At 54.3% G+C, this 14,275-nt stretch carries 14 protein-coding genes and 4 pseudogenes; 12 read left to right on the forward strand and 6 right to left on the reverse strand.

Annotated elements, in window-relative coordinates; translation table 11 throughout:
• The first annotated feature begins 50 nt into the window (after positions 1-50).
• A pseudogene (locus tag JCM13996_RS00385) lies at positions 51-1,338 on the forward strand (MFS transporter).
• A gap of 87 nt (positions 1,339-1,425) precedes the next feature.
• Here JCM13996_RS00385 and JCM13996_RS00390 read toward each other — a convergent pair.
• Together JCM13996_RS00390 and rlmD are read right to left on the reverse strand one after the other, a co-directional pair.
• The gene (locus JCM13996_RS00390) at positions 1,426-1,899 is read right to left on the reverse strand and encodes a nucleoside 2-deoxyribosyltransferase (protein WP_054749170.1); all 474 of its coding nucleotides are present in this window, start codon (positions 1,897-1,899) and stop codon (positions 1,426-1,428) included.
• Positions 1,900-1,957: 58 nt separating this feature from the next.
• Positions 1,958-3,340 (reverse strand): 23S rRNA (uracil(1939)-C(5))-methyltransferase RlmD, encoded by a 1,383-nt coding sequence (gene rlmD, locus JCM13996_RS00395; protein ID WP_054749171.1) that lies wholly within the window; start codon positions 3,338-3,340, stop codon positions 1,958-1,960.
• Between the two features lie 149 nt (positions 3,341-3,489).
• Between rlmD and JCM13996_RS00400 the strand changes: the two genes are divergently transcribed.
• Positions 3,490-3,867, forward strand: coding sequence for a hypothetical protein (locus tag JCM13996_RS00400; RefSeq protein ID WP_054749172.1), 378 nt, complete (start codon positions 3,490-3,492; stop codon positions 3,865-3,867).
• A 59-nt stretch (positions 3,868-3,926) separates the two neighbouring features.
• Here the strand turns inward: JCM13996_RS00400 and JCM13996_RS00405 are convergent, their stop codons facing one another.
• Complete coding sequence (locus JCM13996_RS00405; RefSeq protein ID WP_054749173.1) at positions 3,927-4,700, reverse strand: hypothetical protein; 774 nt, start codon at positions 4,698-4,700, stop codon at positions 3,927-3,929.
• A 282-nt stretch (positions 4,701-4,982) separates the two neighbouring features.
• Positions 4,983-5,357 (reverse strand): helix-turn-helix domain-containing protein, encoded by a 375-nt coding sequence (locus JCM13996_RS00415; RefSeq protein WP_054749175.1) that lies wholly within the window; start codon positions 5,355-5,357, stop codon positions 4,983-4,985.
• Between the two features lie 196 nt (positions 5,358-5,553).
• Here JCM13996_RS00415 and JCM13996_RS00420 point away from each other — a divergent pair, with 196 nt between their 5' ends.
• The 5 genes and pseudogenes from JCM13996_RS00420 (at position 5,554) to rfbB (ending at position 8,754) form a co-directional block, all read left to right on the forward strand.
• Positions 5,554-6,042, forward strand: coding sequence for a RecX family transcriptional regulator (locus JCM13996_RS00420; protein ID WP_054749176.1), 489 nt, complete (start codon positions 5,554-5,556; stop codon positions 6,040-6,042).
• A gap of 11 nt (positions 6,043-6,053) precedes the next feature.
• Complete coding sequence (locus JCM13996_RS00425) at positions 6,054-6,410, forward strand: regulatory protein RecX (RefSeq protein ID WP_162205145.1); 357 nt, start codon at positions 6,054-6,056, stop codon at positions 6,408-6,410.
• Between the two features lie 57 nt (positions 6,411-6,467).
• Complete coding sequence (ntdP, locus tag JCM13996_RS00430) at positions 6,468-7,004, forward strand: nucleoside tri-diphosphate phosphatase (protein ID WP_054749178.1); 537 nt, start codon at positions 6,468-6,470, stop codon at positions 7,002-7,004.
• A 91-nt stretch (positions 7,005-7,095) separates the two neighbouring features.
• A complete protein-coding gene (locus JCM13996_RS00435; protein WP_054749179.1) occupies positions 7,096-7,614 on the forward strand; it encodes a GyrI-like domain-containing protein in 519 nt (172 codons plus the stop codon).
• 128 nt (positions 7,615-7,742) lie between these two features.
• Positions 7,743-8,754 (forward strand): annotated as a pseudogene (gene rfbB, locus JCM13996_RS00440) (dTDP-glucose 4,6-dehydratase).
• Between the two features lie 123 nt (positions 8,755-8,877).
• Here rfbB and JCM13996_RS00445 read toward each other — a convergent pair.
• The gene (locus JCM13996_RS00445; RefSeq protein WP_054749180.1) at positions 8,878-9,315 is read right to left on the reverse strand and encodes a GNAT family N-acetyltransferase; all 438 of its coding nucleotides are present in this window, start codon (positions 9,313-9,315) and stop codon (positions 8,878-8,880) included.
• Between the two features lie 109 nt (positions 9,316-9,424).
• On the opposite strand from JCM13996_RS00445, the pseudogene JCM13996_RS00450 reads away from it, so the two are divergent.
• From JCM13996_RS00450 to JCM13996_RS00460, 3 genes and pseudogenes are all read left to right on the forward strand, one after another.
• Positions 9,425-10,193 (forward strand): annotated as a pseudogene (locus JCM13996_RS00450) (tyrosine-protein phosphatase).
• A 296-nt stretch (positions 10,194-10,489) separates the two neighbouring features.
• On the forward strand, positions 10,490-11,152 hold the full coding sequence (locus tag JCM13996_RS00455) for a hypothetical protein (protein WP_054749181.1): 663 nt from the start codon (positions 10,490-10,492) through the stop codon (positions 11,150-11,152).
• Positions 11,149-11,610 (forward strand): hypothetical protein, encoded by a 462-nt coding sequence (locus tag JCM13996_RS00460; RefSeq protein WP_054749182.1) that lies wholly within the window; start codon positions 11,149-11,151, stop codon positions 11,608-11,610. Before JCM13996_RS00455 ends, JCM13996_RS00460 begins: the two co-directional genes overlap by 4 nt.
• 271 nt (positions 11,611-11,881) lie before the next feature.
• Here JCM13996_RS00460 and JCM13996_RS00465 read toward each other — a convergent pair.
• Positions 11,882-12,776 (reverse strand): annotated as a pseudogene (locus JCM13996_RS00465) (LCP family protein).
• 346 nt (positions 12,777-13,122) lie between these two features.
• On the opposite strand from JCM13996_RS00465, the gene JCM13996_RS12125 reads away from it, so the two are divergent.
• Together JCM13996_RS12125 and JCM13996_RS12130 are read left to right on the forward strand one after the other, a co-directional pair.
• On the forward strand, positions 13,123-13,674 hold the full coding sequence (locus JCM13996_RS12125; RefSeq protein ID WP_054749183.1) for an AI-2E family transporter: 552 nt from the start codon (positions 13,123-13,125) through the stop codon (positions 13,672-13,674).
• A gap of 61 nt (positions 13,675-13,735) precedes the next feature.
• On the forward strand, positions 13,736-14,272 hold the full coding sequence (locus JCM13996_RS12130; protein ID WP_054749184.1) for an AI-2E family transporter: 537 nt from the start codon (positions 13,736-13,738) through the stop codon (positions 14,270-14,272).
• The last annotated feature ends 3 nt before the right edge of the window (positions 14,273-14,275 follow it).

Genomic DNA, 14,275 nt, shown 5'->3' on the forward strand with positions numbered 1-14,275 from the left:
GCCCCATTGTCGTTAATATAAACGTATCTGCTCTTTTTGTTGGTATGGGAATGGTATATACATACAGGGTCGCGTTATCCTGGGGAGTGGAAAATTGTTGGTGGGAGGGATGCACCGTGGAAGAGCATCAGGCAGTTTGGCGGCGTAACCTATTCGTTTTGTGGGGCTGCACGTTTGTAGCTGGCATCGCCTTTAGTGAAGTGGGACCATTTTTATCGCTTTTTATTAGTCAATTGGGTGAATTTAGCCATCAGCAACTAAATTTTTATAGCGGGATCATTTATGCCGTCTCATTTTTGGTCACTGCGTTTATGGCCCCAGCGTGGGGTAAACTGGCCGGCCGGCGCGGGCACCGCATCATCCTGTTCTTTACCGCTGGGGGGATGGCCGTCGTGTACATCCTCACCGGCTTTGTCCACAGTGTCTGGTTGCTATTTTTCGCCCGGGCGGGGATTGGGGCGTTTTCCGGTTACATTCCGAACGCCCAAGCCCTCGTGGCGGCGCAAGTGCCGCGTGAAAGTAGCGGTCGCATTCTCGGCACGTTGATGACGGGTTCAACCTCTGGTGTCCTGGTGGGACCAGTGCTGGGTGGTTTGCTGGCCCACATTTTTTTCTAGTCGCCAGACCTTCTTTATTACGGGTGGGCTGTTGCTGCTGGTAGCGGTACTGTCCGTTACCCTTGTACGTGAATCAGTGCATCCAGATAAAACTAGAGCGGCGGGTAACCCGGGTCGGGGTGGCTTTTTGAAGCAGTTCCAGAACCCGCGGCTGATCATGGTGTTGCTAGTGTCAACGTTGATCGTCCAGTTAGGCAACTCGTCCATCTTTCCTATTATCAGTCTGTACGTGAAGCAATTGATGCACGGGCACGGAGCCATCACCATTATCGCCGGCGTCATCTCGGCGTTGCCCGGGATCTCCAACATCATGGCGGCGCCGCGGTTAGGTCAGTATGGTGACCGCCACGGTTCCGGCCGGTTGCTCATTATGGGGTACCTGTTCGCGGTGCTGGTGTACCTACCGCAAGGCTTCTTCGCCAGCTTGTGGATTCTGGGCATCCTGCGTTTTCTGGTCGGCATTTCCGACGCCGCACTGTTTCCAACGATTCAGACGTTGCTGACCAAGAACTCCCCGCACGAAGCCCTTTCTGATGTGTTCGCCTGGAACCAATCCTTCCAGGCCCTCGGGAGCATGTTCGGTGCGCTCTGGGGTGGCGCGGTGGCCGGCTACTTTGGCTATAACGCCGTCTTCATTTCGACCGCGTTGCTGTTGCTGATCAACTTTGTCATGCTGTGGTTTACGGAACCGAGTTTACGCAAAGCCAAGTCAGCGGGGTGATTTGGTGGCAATCAGTTGAACGAAACCATAAAAAAAATCAGTGCCTGGCTGTACGAGCCGGCACTGATTTTTCGTTATCCTATACAGCTAATTACGGGCGGCGACAGCTTCCACGAGGGCGTCCACCGACGTGACAATTTCACCGTTGAGCTTGATGAGACCCGTGGTGTAGAGGTTCATGTAGTGGAACTGGTTTTCGGCGACTTCCTGCAGGGCGTCCAACTTTTGCTGGTTGGTGGCGCCGAGGCGGCGGCTGTCCGTGTAGAGGCCAATGATGGGGATGCCCTTGGCGTAGGCCACACCAATTTCAGACGCCACGCCAGCGTCAATGGTGATGCCGTCAAGGACGGCAATCATCAGGTCGCTGGCGACTAGCTCGTCGGTATCAGCGTGCGCAATCATCTTGGAGTTGGCGTAAGCCTCCTTGTCGTTAATGCTGTCGTTTTCCTGGGGCAGGTACACGTCCACGCCCGGGACGTCAGCACGTAGGCGGGCGACAATCTTCGCGTTGAAATCAAAATCAGCCTGGCTAAACAGACCATTGGCAAAGTAAATCTTCATGGCAATCCTCCTTGATGGTGATGGTTCTTGCGGCCCAAGTCCCTTAAATTCTACTTTCTTACCGGGTTGTTCCGCGTTGTTTTAACTTAAACCCCGTAATCGCCTCACACCGGGCTGTCTGCGGGAACATATCGATGGACTGGATGTATTCCACCTCATAAGTGCGTGTGAGCTTGGTCAGGTCTCGTGCCAACGTCGACGGGTTACAGCTGATGTACACAAACTTGCGCGGTCGTGCCTTTAGAAGCGCCGGAATAAAGTTGCCTTCCAAACCGGTACGCGGTGGGTCCACAATGACGGCGTCCGGCCGGAACCCGTCCGCTAACCACTTGGGAAATAAGTCCTCCGCTTTGCCGACTTCATAATCGACGTTGGTGATACCGTTGCGGTCGGCGTTGGTCCGGGCGTCGTCAATGGCGGCCGGAATCGTATCCATGCCGCGCACACTAGCGGCCGTTTGGGCCATGCCAAGGCCAAGTGTACCAGCCCCACAGTAGGCGTCGACCAACGTTTCGTGTGGCGCCAAGTTGAGGGCCGTTAAGGCTTCCTGGTAGAGCCGCGTGGTCTGGGCGGGGTTCAACTGCAAGAAGGCTTGTGGCGACAGGAGGAAGTCCATTCCGTTGAGCTGCTCGGTAATGTAGGGCTCACCCGCTAAAAGGGTGGTCTCTGGTCCCCACACCAGCGTGGTGCGACCGGGATTGAAGTTCTGGTTGACGCTCACGACGGCGGGTAGATCCTGGGCGATGCGCGCCAGAATCTGGTTCTTGCCGGGAAGCTTGTGCGAGTTAGTAATGAACGTGACCTGTACCTCACCGGTTGCCACGGAGGCCCGGACAGCCAGCGTTTTAACGATGCCACTGTTGTGCTCTTCATCGTAGATTGGCGTACCCAGGTCTTCCATAATTTGGCACAGTTGGTTGATAGTTGCCGACACTATGGGCATCTGGGTCGCAAAGTCGCTCAGGGGCACCAGGTCGTGGCTGCCAGGGGCGTACAGTCCGGCACGCACGTGACCGTCGATGACCCGTACCTGAAACTGGGCCTTGTTACGGTAATGGAGCGGCTGTGGCGCAGCAATCGTGGGCCGCACATCGTAGTGTTCGTACCTCCTCGGGCGGTAGCGCTCCAGGGCCTGGTGAATCACGTCGGTCTTAAACCGTAGTTGTGCGGGGTAGGCTAGCGCGCCCAGTTCGATACCACCCACGCGACCGTATAGCGGGTCAACCGGCGTGATGCGGTCGGGAGACTGTTTGCGGATGCGGTGAACCCGGGCGTCGATGTAACGGTCGTGATCCTGGGTAACTTCCGCCACAACCACTTCGCCTGGTAGCGCCCCGGGCACAAAGGTGATTTTACGTTTGTAGTAACCAATTCCGGCACCGTTGATGTCGAGGCGCTTAATCGTGAGGGGAAAGCGCGTCCCCGCAGGTATTTGTTCCATAATTTCCTCCGTTGATATTCTCCGTCATTATAGCAAATTCGGCCCGGAAAATCTGTCCGGGGGTGGGTATTTAGGCCCGTGGTTGGTATAATGAAAGCAGATTCGCGACGGACGGGGGCCCGGACGTCGGACGCAGAAGGGGAATTGTCATGAAAATCACGTACACAAACCAGTCGGCACCACGGGTAATTGCCACCGTTTGGCACAACGGGACGGCCCACACGCTACACGATAACGATAGTCTGGATCTAAACGTACAGCGAGGGGATAAGGTCGAGTATCGCGTTGGTCGGATGACCCGGCGGACCCCGATCCACTTTCAGTCAACGGACGCTAAGTTTGTCATTGAGGCAGACCGGAAGTTCCAGATGATTTTCTTTGGCATCATCTTTGCGGTGATCATGCTGGCGTATATACTACACTGGCTGGATAATTACTTCGTTGCCTTGGCCGGGTTGATTGTCATGGTGGTGGCTTATGAAGGCATTGTGTTCTTTCGTGGCTTCCGTGCGCGGCCGGTGCATTAGTTACAGATATTAAAAATGCCATCACCGGCGCGACGTGCGCGATGATGGCTTCTTTATTCTCATTCGTCAGTGCGGTGCGCTAAGCGCGCGGCCTTGGCGTTGGCTAATTCGTTGATGCGGCCCAATAGGTTGAGGAGTGTGGTGTCCTCAGACTGGTTGCTCCAGTGGATAATCGTGGGTTCCGGGTCCAACTTACCCGCGCCCAGATGGAGCAGGTTGTAGACCTTGTCATAGTTGTCAATTGAGCAGAGGATGACGTCGGGTGCCACCGAGCTATCCTGAGGTAAGACGTTGATGACGGCAAAGCTGTTGAGGAAGCCAACGATGTCTTTGTTGAGAAAGGATTCACCCTCCAGCTCCAGCCGAATATTCAGCGGCTCGATGGTCTTAAACAGTGGTAGCACGGGGGTGAGCGTCGTAAACAGCGCCAGCTCGATGTCGTCCACCAGCCGTGTAAAGATGTGCTCGGGTGCATCTTTTGGGATGGTCGTGATGCATTGATGAATGGCCGTCATCAGCGGCTGGTAATGCTGCATCTGTTCCTGGGTGTCACCGAAGTCTGCCGCCTTGACGAAGGTACGACCGAGCACGTAGTAGTTCAGCATGACTTTGAACATGTTGGTCGCGACTACCTGGTTGGCCAAAAAGATGTTCTGGTCACGCGCGTTCAGCAGGTCTGCAATACACTGACGTAGGCGGTGGACCATGCTGGCTACGGGGTTGGGAAAGCTGTCTAGGTATTGGCAGAACTCATGGTTGATGGCACGGTTGTCTGTGGACAGCGTCGGTAGGTTGATCCAGAAAAAGTAGACCGTGAGCCGCGCCCGCCGCACCTCATCTTCCGACAGCCCCGGGAAAATTGTGTGGTAATGTTCATGGTGGGCAGGGGTTCCCGCCGGCTAAAGATGCTGATCAACCGCGGATTGATGCGGTTCACGTGGCCCTGGCGAATCCGCAAGGCCACCACCGCGATGTCGATGAGGGCGCGACGGGTGGGCACGGTATGCGCCGGTAAACCAGCACCAGGGGTATCGGAATTGATGGCGGTATACATGGCCATGGTCTCATCCGCAGAAGGATTGGTGAACGGCCACGTGCCGCCACGGTACCCCTGACTAAAAAAACTCGTGGAGCATAAATAGAATCCGCAATTCGTCACCCGCCATGGTGCCATCAACCGGGTCGATATCGATGTTGTAAGTCTGTAAGTACTTCCGAAATGGCGTGATCAGTCGGCGCAGGGTACGAATAGTGATCCCATGCTGCGCGCAGAATGCCGTGCTATCAATCCCATCATGGATGAATAAAGTGCTAAAGTACTGAAAACTCGTCGATTTGGTCAGGAGGAATGCTTGGTACTGTTCAACGTCCACGTCGGCCGCCATAATGGCAAATTCAGGTTCCTTGTCGCTTGCAGGGTGCATCCCGGTTAGCGTCATGAGGTCATTCAGGACGGAACGGAAGGCCTTGTACGTCTGGGCATAACCCATGCCAACGATGCGACTAAGTTTGTTGACGGTGAAGTTAGCCGCATTAAAAGACTTAATGATTTTGAACAGGCGGAAGCTTTGCTCACTCTGTTTATTAAAAAAAATAATCTCTAAACATGGGGCATCCCTCCTGTATCAGTATTCACAGTTATTGTAACATTGGCATTGTTATCAGTAAAAAGGTTGGTGGATAAAAATGGCAGTTATTACGGCGGTTACACCGCAAAAGCGGCGCGGGTACTATAACATTTTTGTGGATGGTCACTTCGCGTTGGGTGTCAGTGAAGACACCCTGGTGCGGTTCCGGTTAGTCAAAGGCGCGGAGCTGGATGCCGACCAAATGGCACACGTGCAGTCCGAGAACGCGTTGTCCCGGGCTATGGCGGTGGCATTTACGTATTTGAACCATCAGGCCCGCACTGCGCGCGAGGTGCACGACCGCCTGGCCGACGAGGATATCCCGGAAGATGCGATCGCGACGGTGCTGACGCGTCTGCAGGACCGGGGCTACATTGATGATGCTAAGTATGCCCAGTATTTTGCTGACGATAACGTCACGATGGGTGACCGTGGTCCCCGTCAACTAGCCCACCGGCTACGCCAAAAGGGCATTAGTGCCGCGGTGGTTGAGCGCGTGGTGGCTGATTATACACCGGAGCAGCGACTGGCCGTGGGTACCGTGTAGCCCAGCGGGTGGTGCGGCACGGAACGCGGAAGTCCCACGTGGCGCTCGTGCGGAGCCTGAAAACAACTTTGATGCAAAAAGGCTTTGACAGCGATGATATTGACCAAATTGTTGCCGCCGCGGTACCGGCGGTCGACGAAGAACAGGAAACTGATTTGTTGGTGGTTGCGGCACGGAAAGCCTGGCGGCAAAAGCACCGTTATGCGGGTCGGGAGCGGCGGATGAAGGTCAAGCAGGCGTTGGTACGCAAGGCTTCCAGTATGACGCGATTGATGCCGTCTTGGATGACCTGGAGACGGATGACGACGAGTAGTTCCCGGCTAATTACCCACAGCGCGCGAAATTTGGTACAATTTACCTTGACGTAATTGCACGTAGGCCACCCGGGTAGAGTGGCTTAATTAGATAGAAAGTAGGTTAACCCAATGCAGATTCCCAAGGAGGGTGACTACGTAGCCATCAAGAGCTACAAACATGATGGTAGTTTACACCGGACGTGGCGTGACACGATGGTACTGAAAACCAGTGATGATGCCATCATTGGGTGTAATGATCATACTCTGGTGACGGAGAGTGATGGCCGGCGCTGGGTAACGCGCGAACCCGCCGTGTTGTTTTTCCATCGGCACTTTTGGTTCAACGTGATTGCGATGATTCGCGATAACGGGGTGAGCTATTACTGCAACCTGGCGTCACCGATGACGATCGACCAGGAAGCCCTGAAGTACATTGATTATGACCTAGACGTGAAGGTGTTCCCAGATGGTGATAAGCGGCTGCTGGATGTGGACGAGTACGAGGCGCACAGCAAACAGTGGCACTATCCGCAGACCACCGACCGGATCTTGAAGGCCAACGTGAACACGTTGGTGGACTGGATTGACCACGGTAAGGGTCCCTTTTCCCAGGCATACATCGATTTGTGGTACGAGCGGTACCAGCAACTATCACATCGCGTTTAGTGCTGGTGGGACGCACGCTTACGTGTGCGCACCGGCATCAATGGTGTGCTACACTAGCAGTGCGAAGTAAAGAGTATGTGGGGGCACATTGATGAAAGAATTTTTAACGATCCCAGCGCAACGGCTGGTAGGACGGGTGTTTACCGAGTCCTCTGCCGATGAAAATGGTAGTTTTGCGTCTGCCTGGGATGAATTTACTGAGGCAGGGCACTTTAAGGCCCTCGACCCGCTAGCCGACGTGCCTAACCGTACCAGTGTGATTGTCTTTTCGCCGTACGGGTCGTTGCAGTATTGGCTTGGTAGCATCTTACCCGTGGCGGTGAACGTACCCAACGGTTTTCAAGTGTTGAACTTGCCGGCGGCCACTGGTGCCGTAGTGGACAAGCAGGTACGAAGCATGATGACCGACTTGCCTTTAGGCATTGCCTACAATCAGGGATTGGCGGCGTTGCAACAGGCTGGATTCCAGCTACCCGCACACATTGGGCAGACCGACACGCCGTATTACATGGAACGCTACAACCTGAACCAAGACGGTGTGGCCAAACAAGTTGAGTACACGGTGTACGCTCGGGCTGACCAGCTTGGCGGGTTTGACGATATTGAGTAATGAGTGGTAGCGACGATAAGTGTACAAAAACCGGTGGGTCCAAGCAGGACGCCGGTTTTTGTGCACTCAGGGGTGTTGCTGAGGCGTTTATAAATTGATTGACGGTTTGTGCAAAAGGGGATGGTCGTATGCGGTTATTAGTCACGGGTGGCGCCGGTTTTATTGGCAGTAACTTTGTCCGTTACGTGGTGCAACACGCACCGGACGTGCAGATCACCGTACTGGACAAGCTGACGTATGCCGGTAACCGGGCGAACCTGGCGGGTTTACCGGCGGACCGCGTACGCCTAGTGGTTGGCGATGTGGCGGACGCCGCGTTGGTTGACCGCCTCGTGCGGGCCAGTGATGCCGTGATGCACCTGGCAGCGGAGAGCCACAATGACCGCTCACTGGTGGACCCGCAGCCGTTCATTGATACCAACATTGTGGGCACTTACACCCTTCTGGAAGCAGTGCGCCGGTACGACGTACGTTTTCACCAGGTATCGACCGATGAGGTGTACGGCGATTTACCGTTGCGCACGGACACGGACCAGTCTGCACACGATGCGGTGTTTACGGCGCAATCGCGGTACCAGCCGTCGAGCCCCTATTCCGCTAGCAAAGCCGCAGCGGACCTTCTGGTGCGGGCGTGGGTGCACTCCTTTGGTATTCGTGCTACCATCTCCAATTGTTCCAATAATTACGGGCCGTACCAGCACGTGGAGAAGTTTATTCCCCGTGCCATCACGAATATTTTGACCGGGCGACGGCCCGTCTTGTATGGTGATGGCCGCAACGTTCGCGACTGGATCCACGTTGCCGACCACGTCGCGGCGTTATGGCTGATCCTGCAACGGGGCGAGGTGGGCCAAACTTACCTCGTGGGGGCTCATTGTGAACGTTCGAACCGTTCCGTGTTAGCAGCAATTTTGCGCGCCATGGGGCGGCCGGCGGATGACTTTGTGACGGTGAAGGACCGGCCGGGTCACGACCGGCGTTACGCGCTGGACAACTCCGCCTGGTACGCGACCTCGGATGCAGCCCCAGCACCGCAACTTTGATCAGGGGTTAGCAGCGACAATTGACTGGTACCGAACGCATACCTCCTGGTGGCAGGCGGGCAAAGCCGCAGTGGAAGCGGCGTATGGCCAGCACTAAGTGACGTGCAACTAGCAGTGCCGAATATACAAACATGGACCAGCAACCACTCCGTATGGGGATGGTTGCTGGTCCATGATGAGTAGGTGTGCACACTACTGGTTGGGGTTATTTGCCAGCAGCTTACAGGTCGAGGTACATTTCGCGGTGGCGAATTCCGGCGTCCAGAAATTCCGGCCGGTCGGCGAAACTGTAACCTAGGGCGCTGTAGAAACCGGTCGCGTGGACTTGCGCGTCAAGGCGCAGTTGTTTGATGCCGTTGGCCTGCGCGTAATCCCGGGCGGCGTTCATAATCACGCGGCCGAGGCCCGTGCCCCGCGCGGCTTTGCGCACAGCCACCCGCTGCACGTGGAGTCCGTAGTCGGCGGGTAAGAGGCGCAGGGTTGCAACGGGCTGGTCCTGATCATCATAAGCCACGATGTAGAGGCACCGGCCCTCATCGGCGTCGACTTCCAGGTCGGACGGTACGTGCTGTTCCTGCACGAAAACTTCCTGACGAATTTTAACCGAGTCGCGGTGTATGTTACTGTTCAAGTCCGCGGTATACTTAATGTTAGTCATGGTGATACCTCCTGCAAAAACGGTGTTACGGATACTCTAGCAACCAATGCCGGTAAAAGCAAGGTTGATGCTTGATGTAAATGGATTAATGAGAATGTGAGGTTGCACAATGATCGATGTACATAGTCACTTGCTACCAGGAATTGATGATGGCTCCGAGAGCATGGCAGTTTCGCTGTCGCTGGCGCAGGACGCCGTCCGTGACGGCATTACCCATGCGCTGATGACACCCCACCACATGAACGGCCGTTTTACTAACCATCCGGCTGACGTGATTCGCTTGACCGACGAGTTTCAGGCGGAGTTGGATCAGCACGGCATCCCGCTGACGGTCTTTCCTTGCCAGGAGGTGCGGATTAACGGCGATTTGTTGGCCGCTTGGGATAATCACGACCTCATGACTACCGATGAGGGTGGGCACTACATGCTGCTGGAATTCCCGCACGACGCGGTACCGGCTTTTACCGACGACGTGGTCTTTCAGCTGGAGCAGCGCGGCGTGACGCCCGTCTTTGTTCACCCTGAACGGAATGAGGACATGATGGCGCACCCCGACAAATTATTTGCCCTGATCCAAAAGGGGGCCTACGCGCAGGTGACGGCCAGTTCCTACGTAGGTACCTTTGGCAAAAAAAGTACAGCGATTTGCTGAGGACATTATTGATCACGGCTTAGCGCACATGTTGGCGTCGGACGCGCACCACATTAAGAATCGCGATTACGAGATGAGTGCGGCCTTCAAGAAGTTAATTGCCACCTATGGTAATGACGCTGCCAAGCAGTTCGATGATAATGCCAAAGCCATCGTTAATGGTGATCCGGTGCACCGGGTGGCGGAAACGCCAATTAAGAAAAAGCGGTTTTTTGCGGCGTACTAGTTAGTGACTACCAGCAGTTTTGCCGTTGATTAAGGGTGCTAAGCCATCAATATCAATGCAGCAACTAGTGTGGGCCAGTGGTGCCACCCCGTTTCAGGGTAGCCACTGGCCCGCGTTGCGTTATTGGCAACAAGGACAAAGCCTGGAACCGTTTTCTTTTAACCCCTGATTGAGCCGGAATTTTCTGTTAAGGTGGTATACCTCGGGAATAACAGGGTGTAAAATTCAATTATAAAGTGTGCGAGTGTATCACGGGTTGGTTTTAGTGACGTTCGTGCGAGCGGGGGTAAAGGTTCATGCGCAAATGGGTGCAATACATCATGGGGGGTATCGCCGCGTTGGCGGTGGCCACGGTTCTGGGTGGCTGTGGTCACTCGCGGTCAACACAGCCGACAGCTAAACGGGTCGACGCGACGGTGCTCAGGTTGGATCGGGCGGTTGATGGACTCTTTAGCAACGATCAACATAATCTACCGGCAGCAAAGTTAAGCGGCCAGCAGATCAAGGCCGCGCGTAAGTTGTACAACCAGGCCGTGGCGCGTGGCGGCAAGCTGACCAACACGGACGTGCGCTTGGTGAATAAAGCCGACCGGAACATTAGCAAGGCTAAGCAATTTTACGCGGTTACAAGTGGGCTGCACGAGGCGCTTGGTGCTAGCAAGGTCATCGTCCCCGATTATAACGAGACGGACTTGCTAGCAGCTTGGAATGATGTGTCCACCTACAGCGTCTTTGTGGCTAAGTACGGTGAACAAGTCAAATTAGTTAAACAAGAGGTGGCGGCGGTCAAACTCGTGCAGAAACTGTATGACGGTACCGTCGGGGACGTGACCAATAAGAACGGTACGGAGATGAAAAACTACTCCGTGAAGACCAACGTGACGGCAGCGGCTGTCACGGCAGCCAAAAAAAAGCCGTGGCGGCAGTGCAGGTGTCTGCCTTCCGCACGCATTATATGAAGTACGTCGACGCAGCACAGGCTGTGCTTGATGCGCAAGCGGCGTCGAGCAGTAGCGCAGCAGCTGACAGTAGTAGTGCCAGTGCTTCGAGCACGCCGGATGCTGAAAGTAGCAGCGCGGATACTGATGATAACGGTAATACCAATGCGAACAGCTCGTCCGATACCAATACCAGTGGCGGTAGCAGCAATTCCGGCTATAGTTCGGGTTATAACTCAGGGTACGGTTCCGGTTATGGTTACTACTATGGCTCTGGTAACAGTGGTAGTAATGGCGGTGCAAGCGGCGGTGCTACCGGTAGCGAAAGTGAACAGGGCGGCTCCACCAGTAGCAACGGTGGTAGCAGTGATAACGGTAGTGGCCACGATGAAGGGGGCAATACCTCTGGTGCTAGCGACAGCAGTAGTTCGTCCAGCGACGATACCCAGTACACTGGTAACTGGAGTGGCGGCATTTAGGCAAAGGGATAATGATAGCGTCCGGCAAAGTGCCGGGCGCTTTTGTTTGTCTACGTGGGACGCATGCCGGCCGGGTCCGGTTGTAGGCAGAGCATAAGCCGACGGTTGGGTTGGTGCCGGTATTCAGAGGTAGGTGCCAGACCATGGTTGAGGAATACTGGTGGGCCAATACCTTCGCCCGGATTTAGTTAAGCATACCGTTTGCTAGACTTGTGGTCGTACAAAAAGAGGGCCCACCAAATTTGGCGGGTCCTCAACGTGGAGGCAATATTTACTTAGCATTCAAGGCGTCTTCAATCTCGTTGTGAACGCGGTTGATTTCGCTGTTACTCATGACTTCAAAGGATTGACCATTGATCATCGCGCTGCTGCCCTGCATCTGGTCGGAACTAATGTTACCAATGGCACCCTTGTACTTGGTGGCCAGGTTTTTTAGTGAGGACAGGGAGATGTTGGTACGGACGTTGTCCGAAACGGCGTCAAGGAAGCTGGTATTCAACAGGCTCGTTGGCTTATTCTTGGCCTTCTGCAGAATGGCTTTGACGATCAGTTGCTGGCGTAATTGCCGCCCGTAGTCACCGCGAGGATCTTCGTGCCGCATCCGGGAGAATTCGAGCGCCCGGGCACCGTCCATATTGTAGGTCTGACCTTTGGTGTACGTATAACCACCTTCAGAGAAACTGATTGGTGAGGTAACGGTCACACCACCAACCGCGTTGACCAGTTTCTTCAGGCCACCCATATTGACCAATAGGTAACCGTCCAGCTTGATGTTTAGTAATTTTTCCACGGCCGCAATGGCGGTGTCAGAACTACCATAGGCATACGCGGCGTTCAACTTAATGGTGGCCCCTTCAAACTGAATTTTGGTGTCGCGGGCAATGGAGACCATCGTGGTTTTTTTCGGTCTTCGGGTTCACCACCATTACCATAATGGTATCGGTCCGCCCTTTATAAGAACGGCCCAGTGCCCCGGTATCGGTGCCTAGCATCAAGTACGCAACCGATTTGGATGCCCGCGTCTTGTTGTCTGACGTGACGCTAGTCTTCCGGTTGTATGAGTACACCGAACTCGTTGTATGGTGAATTTTGTAGTAACCGTAACCACCTACACACACCGCGGCGGCAACAATAATGCCGCAAATCCAGAGAATGATTTTCTTCATACTAAATAGTAACCTCTACCCTCAATATAATATGTATCCATTGTTAATCAATTGACATTATACCTTAGTGTGACCAAAGTTGGTCAAGGTCGGGTAAAAAGCTAAATTTCCTTAAACTTAATTAGTTGTCGCCGCGGGCATTTTAGTCGCCAGTGAGTGGGGAAGAGCCGCAAGGTGGGGCTTTATTGAGCCTATAGCGGCAAAACTGGGGGAACGCTTGGTTGTGTCGTCGTAATCTGTTCGTAAAGCGCGTCCTATTGGTGCTCACGCCGCTTTCTGGTATGATTAACCTTGGTATTTCTGGAAACTGCTTTGCAGTTAGCCAGCTGGAGGGGAGGAAACGCCCGTGTTTGAACGTTTACGGCGGTCGAAGTTGATGTTCTGGTCCGTTGAGGCATTGATCATTGTGCTGATTGTGGTGGGGCTCAGCTCGGTTTCGTTTATCTTTCAACCGGTTGCGACCTTTTTGTCCATTTGGTTAATTCCGCTGGTCTCCGCGCTGTTTTTGTACTACATGTTCCATCCGTTTGTTAAAATGATGGAACGGATGAAGGTTCCACACGGCGTGGCCCTCACCATCCTCATGGTGGTGCTTGCTGGACTGCTGTACTTGATCGTAGTTTGGGCGGTGCCAGCGATGTTGCGGCAGTTGGCCCGCTTAGTATTGGCACTACCAACGATGGTTCAGGACTTACAGCAGTTACTGGCTAAGGCGTCGCACTTTACTTGGTATCAGGACCTGCACCTAGACGATGCCATGGGTCACATCAATGCCACTAAGATCACCACCGGCATTTTGAAGGCCACCACGGCGGGCCTGCCTGATTTTCTGGGTTCAGCCGTGGGAACCATTTTTTTTCGGTCATCACTGTACCGATCATCTTCTTCTACATGTTGAAGGATGGTCATAAGTTCGTACCAGCAGTGCAGCGGCTTTTCCCTAACAGGTCAGTGACGAGGTGGGGGAAGTTTTCAAGCGGTTAAACAGTACGCTGTCGCATTACATTGCTGGTCAGGCGCTCGAGTGCATCTTTGTGGGCGTGATGACGGGTTTAGGTTACTGGCTGATTGGTCAGCCGTACACCTTGCTGTTGGCCATCGTGGCTGGAGTGGTGACGATGGTACCGTACTTGGGCCCATACATTGGCATCATTCCCGCACTGCTCGTGGCCGTGAACATGGGTTGGGGCCATATATTGGCTATCGTGTTGGTCGTCATCGTAGTGCACGTGATCGATGGTAATTTTATCTATCCCAACATCATTGGCCGGTCGCTGGATATTCATCCCGTGACTATCATCATTGTGTTGTTGCTGGCCAGCCACCTTTACGGGTTATTGGGCACCATCCTGTCAATCCCATTGTACGCGGTGGCCAAGAACGTGGTGGTTTACCTGTGGCAGCTGTTGCAGTTGCGCCGGCGGGAACGCATCGTGCAGGGCACTCCCGAAGCGGACAGTTTGAGTGTAAGCAAAGAAGAAAAGGAACATAAATAAGTA

Origin of the sequence: Lacticaseibacillus thailandensis DSM 22698 = JCM 13996, from assembly GCF_001312865.1 — a bacterium.
Lineage (GTDB): Bacteria > Bacillota > Bacilli > Lactobacillales > Lactobacillaceae > Lacticaseibacillus > Lacticaseibacillus thailandensis.

What these genes read in the sequence shown, in the direction of transcription:
- ntdP (WP_054749178.1), top strand. Translation starts at nt 6,468, where the DNA reads ATGCAGATTCCCAAGGAGGGTGACTACGTAGCCATCAAGAGCTACAAA.
- JCM13996_RS00415 (WP_054749175.1), bottom strand. Translation starts at nt 5,357, where the DNA reads ATGGGTTATGCCCAGACGTACAAGGCCTTCCGTTCCGTCCTGAATGAC.
- rlmD (WP_054749171.1), bottom strand. Translation starts at nt 3,340, where the DNA reads ATGGAACAAATACCTGCGGGGACGCGCTTTCCCCTCACGATTAAGCGC.
- JCM13996_RS00435 (WP_054749179.1), top strand. Translation starts at nt 7,096, where the DNA reads ATGAAAGAATTTTTAACGATCCCAGCGCAACGGCTGGTAGGACGGGTG.
- JCM13996_RS00400 (WP_054749172.1), top strand. Translation starts at nt 3,490, where the DNA reads ATGAAAATCACGTACACAAACCAGTCGGCACCACGGGTAATTGCCACC.
- JCM13996_RS00390 (WP_054749170.1), bottom strand. Translation starts at nt 1,899, where the DNA reads ATGAAGATTTACTTTGCCAATGGTCTGTTTAGCCAGGCTGATTTTGAT.
- JCM13996_RS00445 (WP_054749180.1), bottom strand. Translation starts at nt 9,315, where the DNA reads ATGACTAACATTAAGTATACCGCGGACTTGAACAGTAACATACACCGC.
- JCM13996_RS00455 (WP_054749181.1), top strand. Translation starts at nt 10,490, where the DNA reads ATGCGCAAATGGGTGCAATACATCATGGGGGGTATCGCCGCGTTGGCG.
- JCM13996_RS00420 (WP_054749176.1), top strand. Translation starts at nt 5,554, where the DNA reads ATGGCAGTTATTACGGCGGTTACACCGCAAAAGCGGCGCGGGTACTAT.
- JCM13996_RS00460 (WP_054749182.1), top strand. Translation starts at nt 11,149, where the DNA reads ATGAAGTACGTCGACGCAGCACAGGCTGTGCTTGATGCGCAAGCGGCG.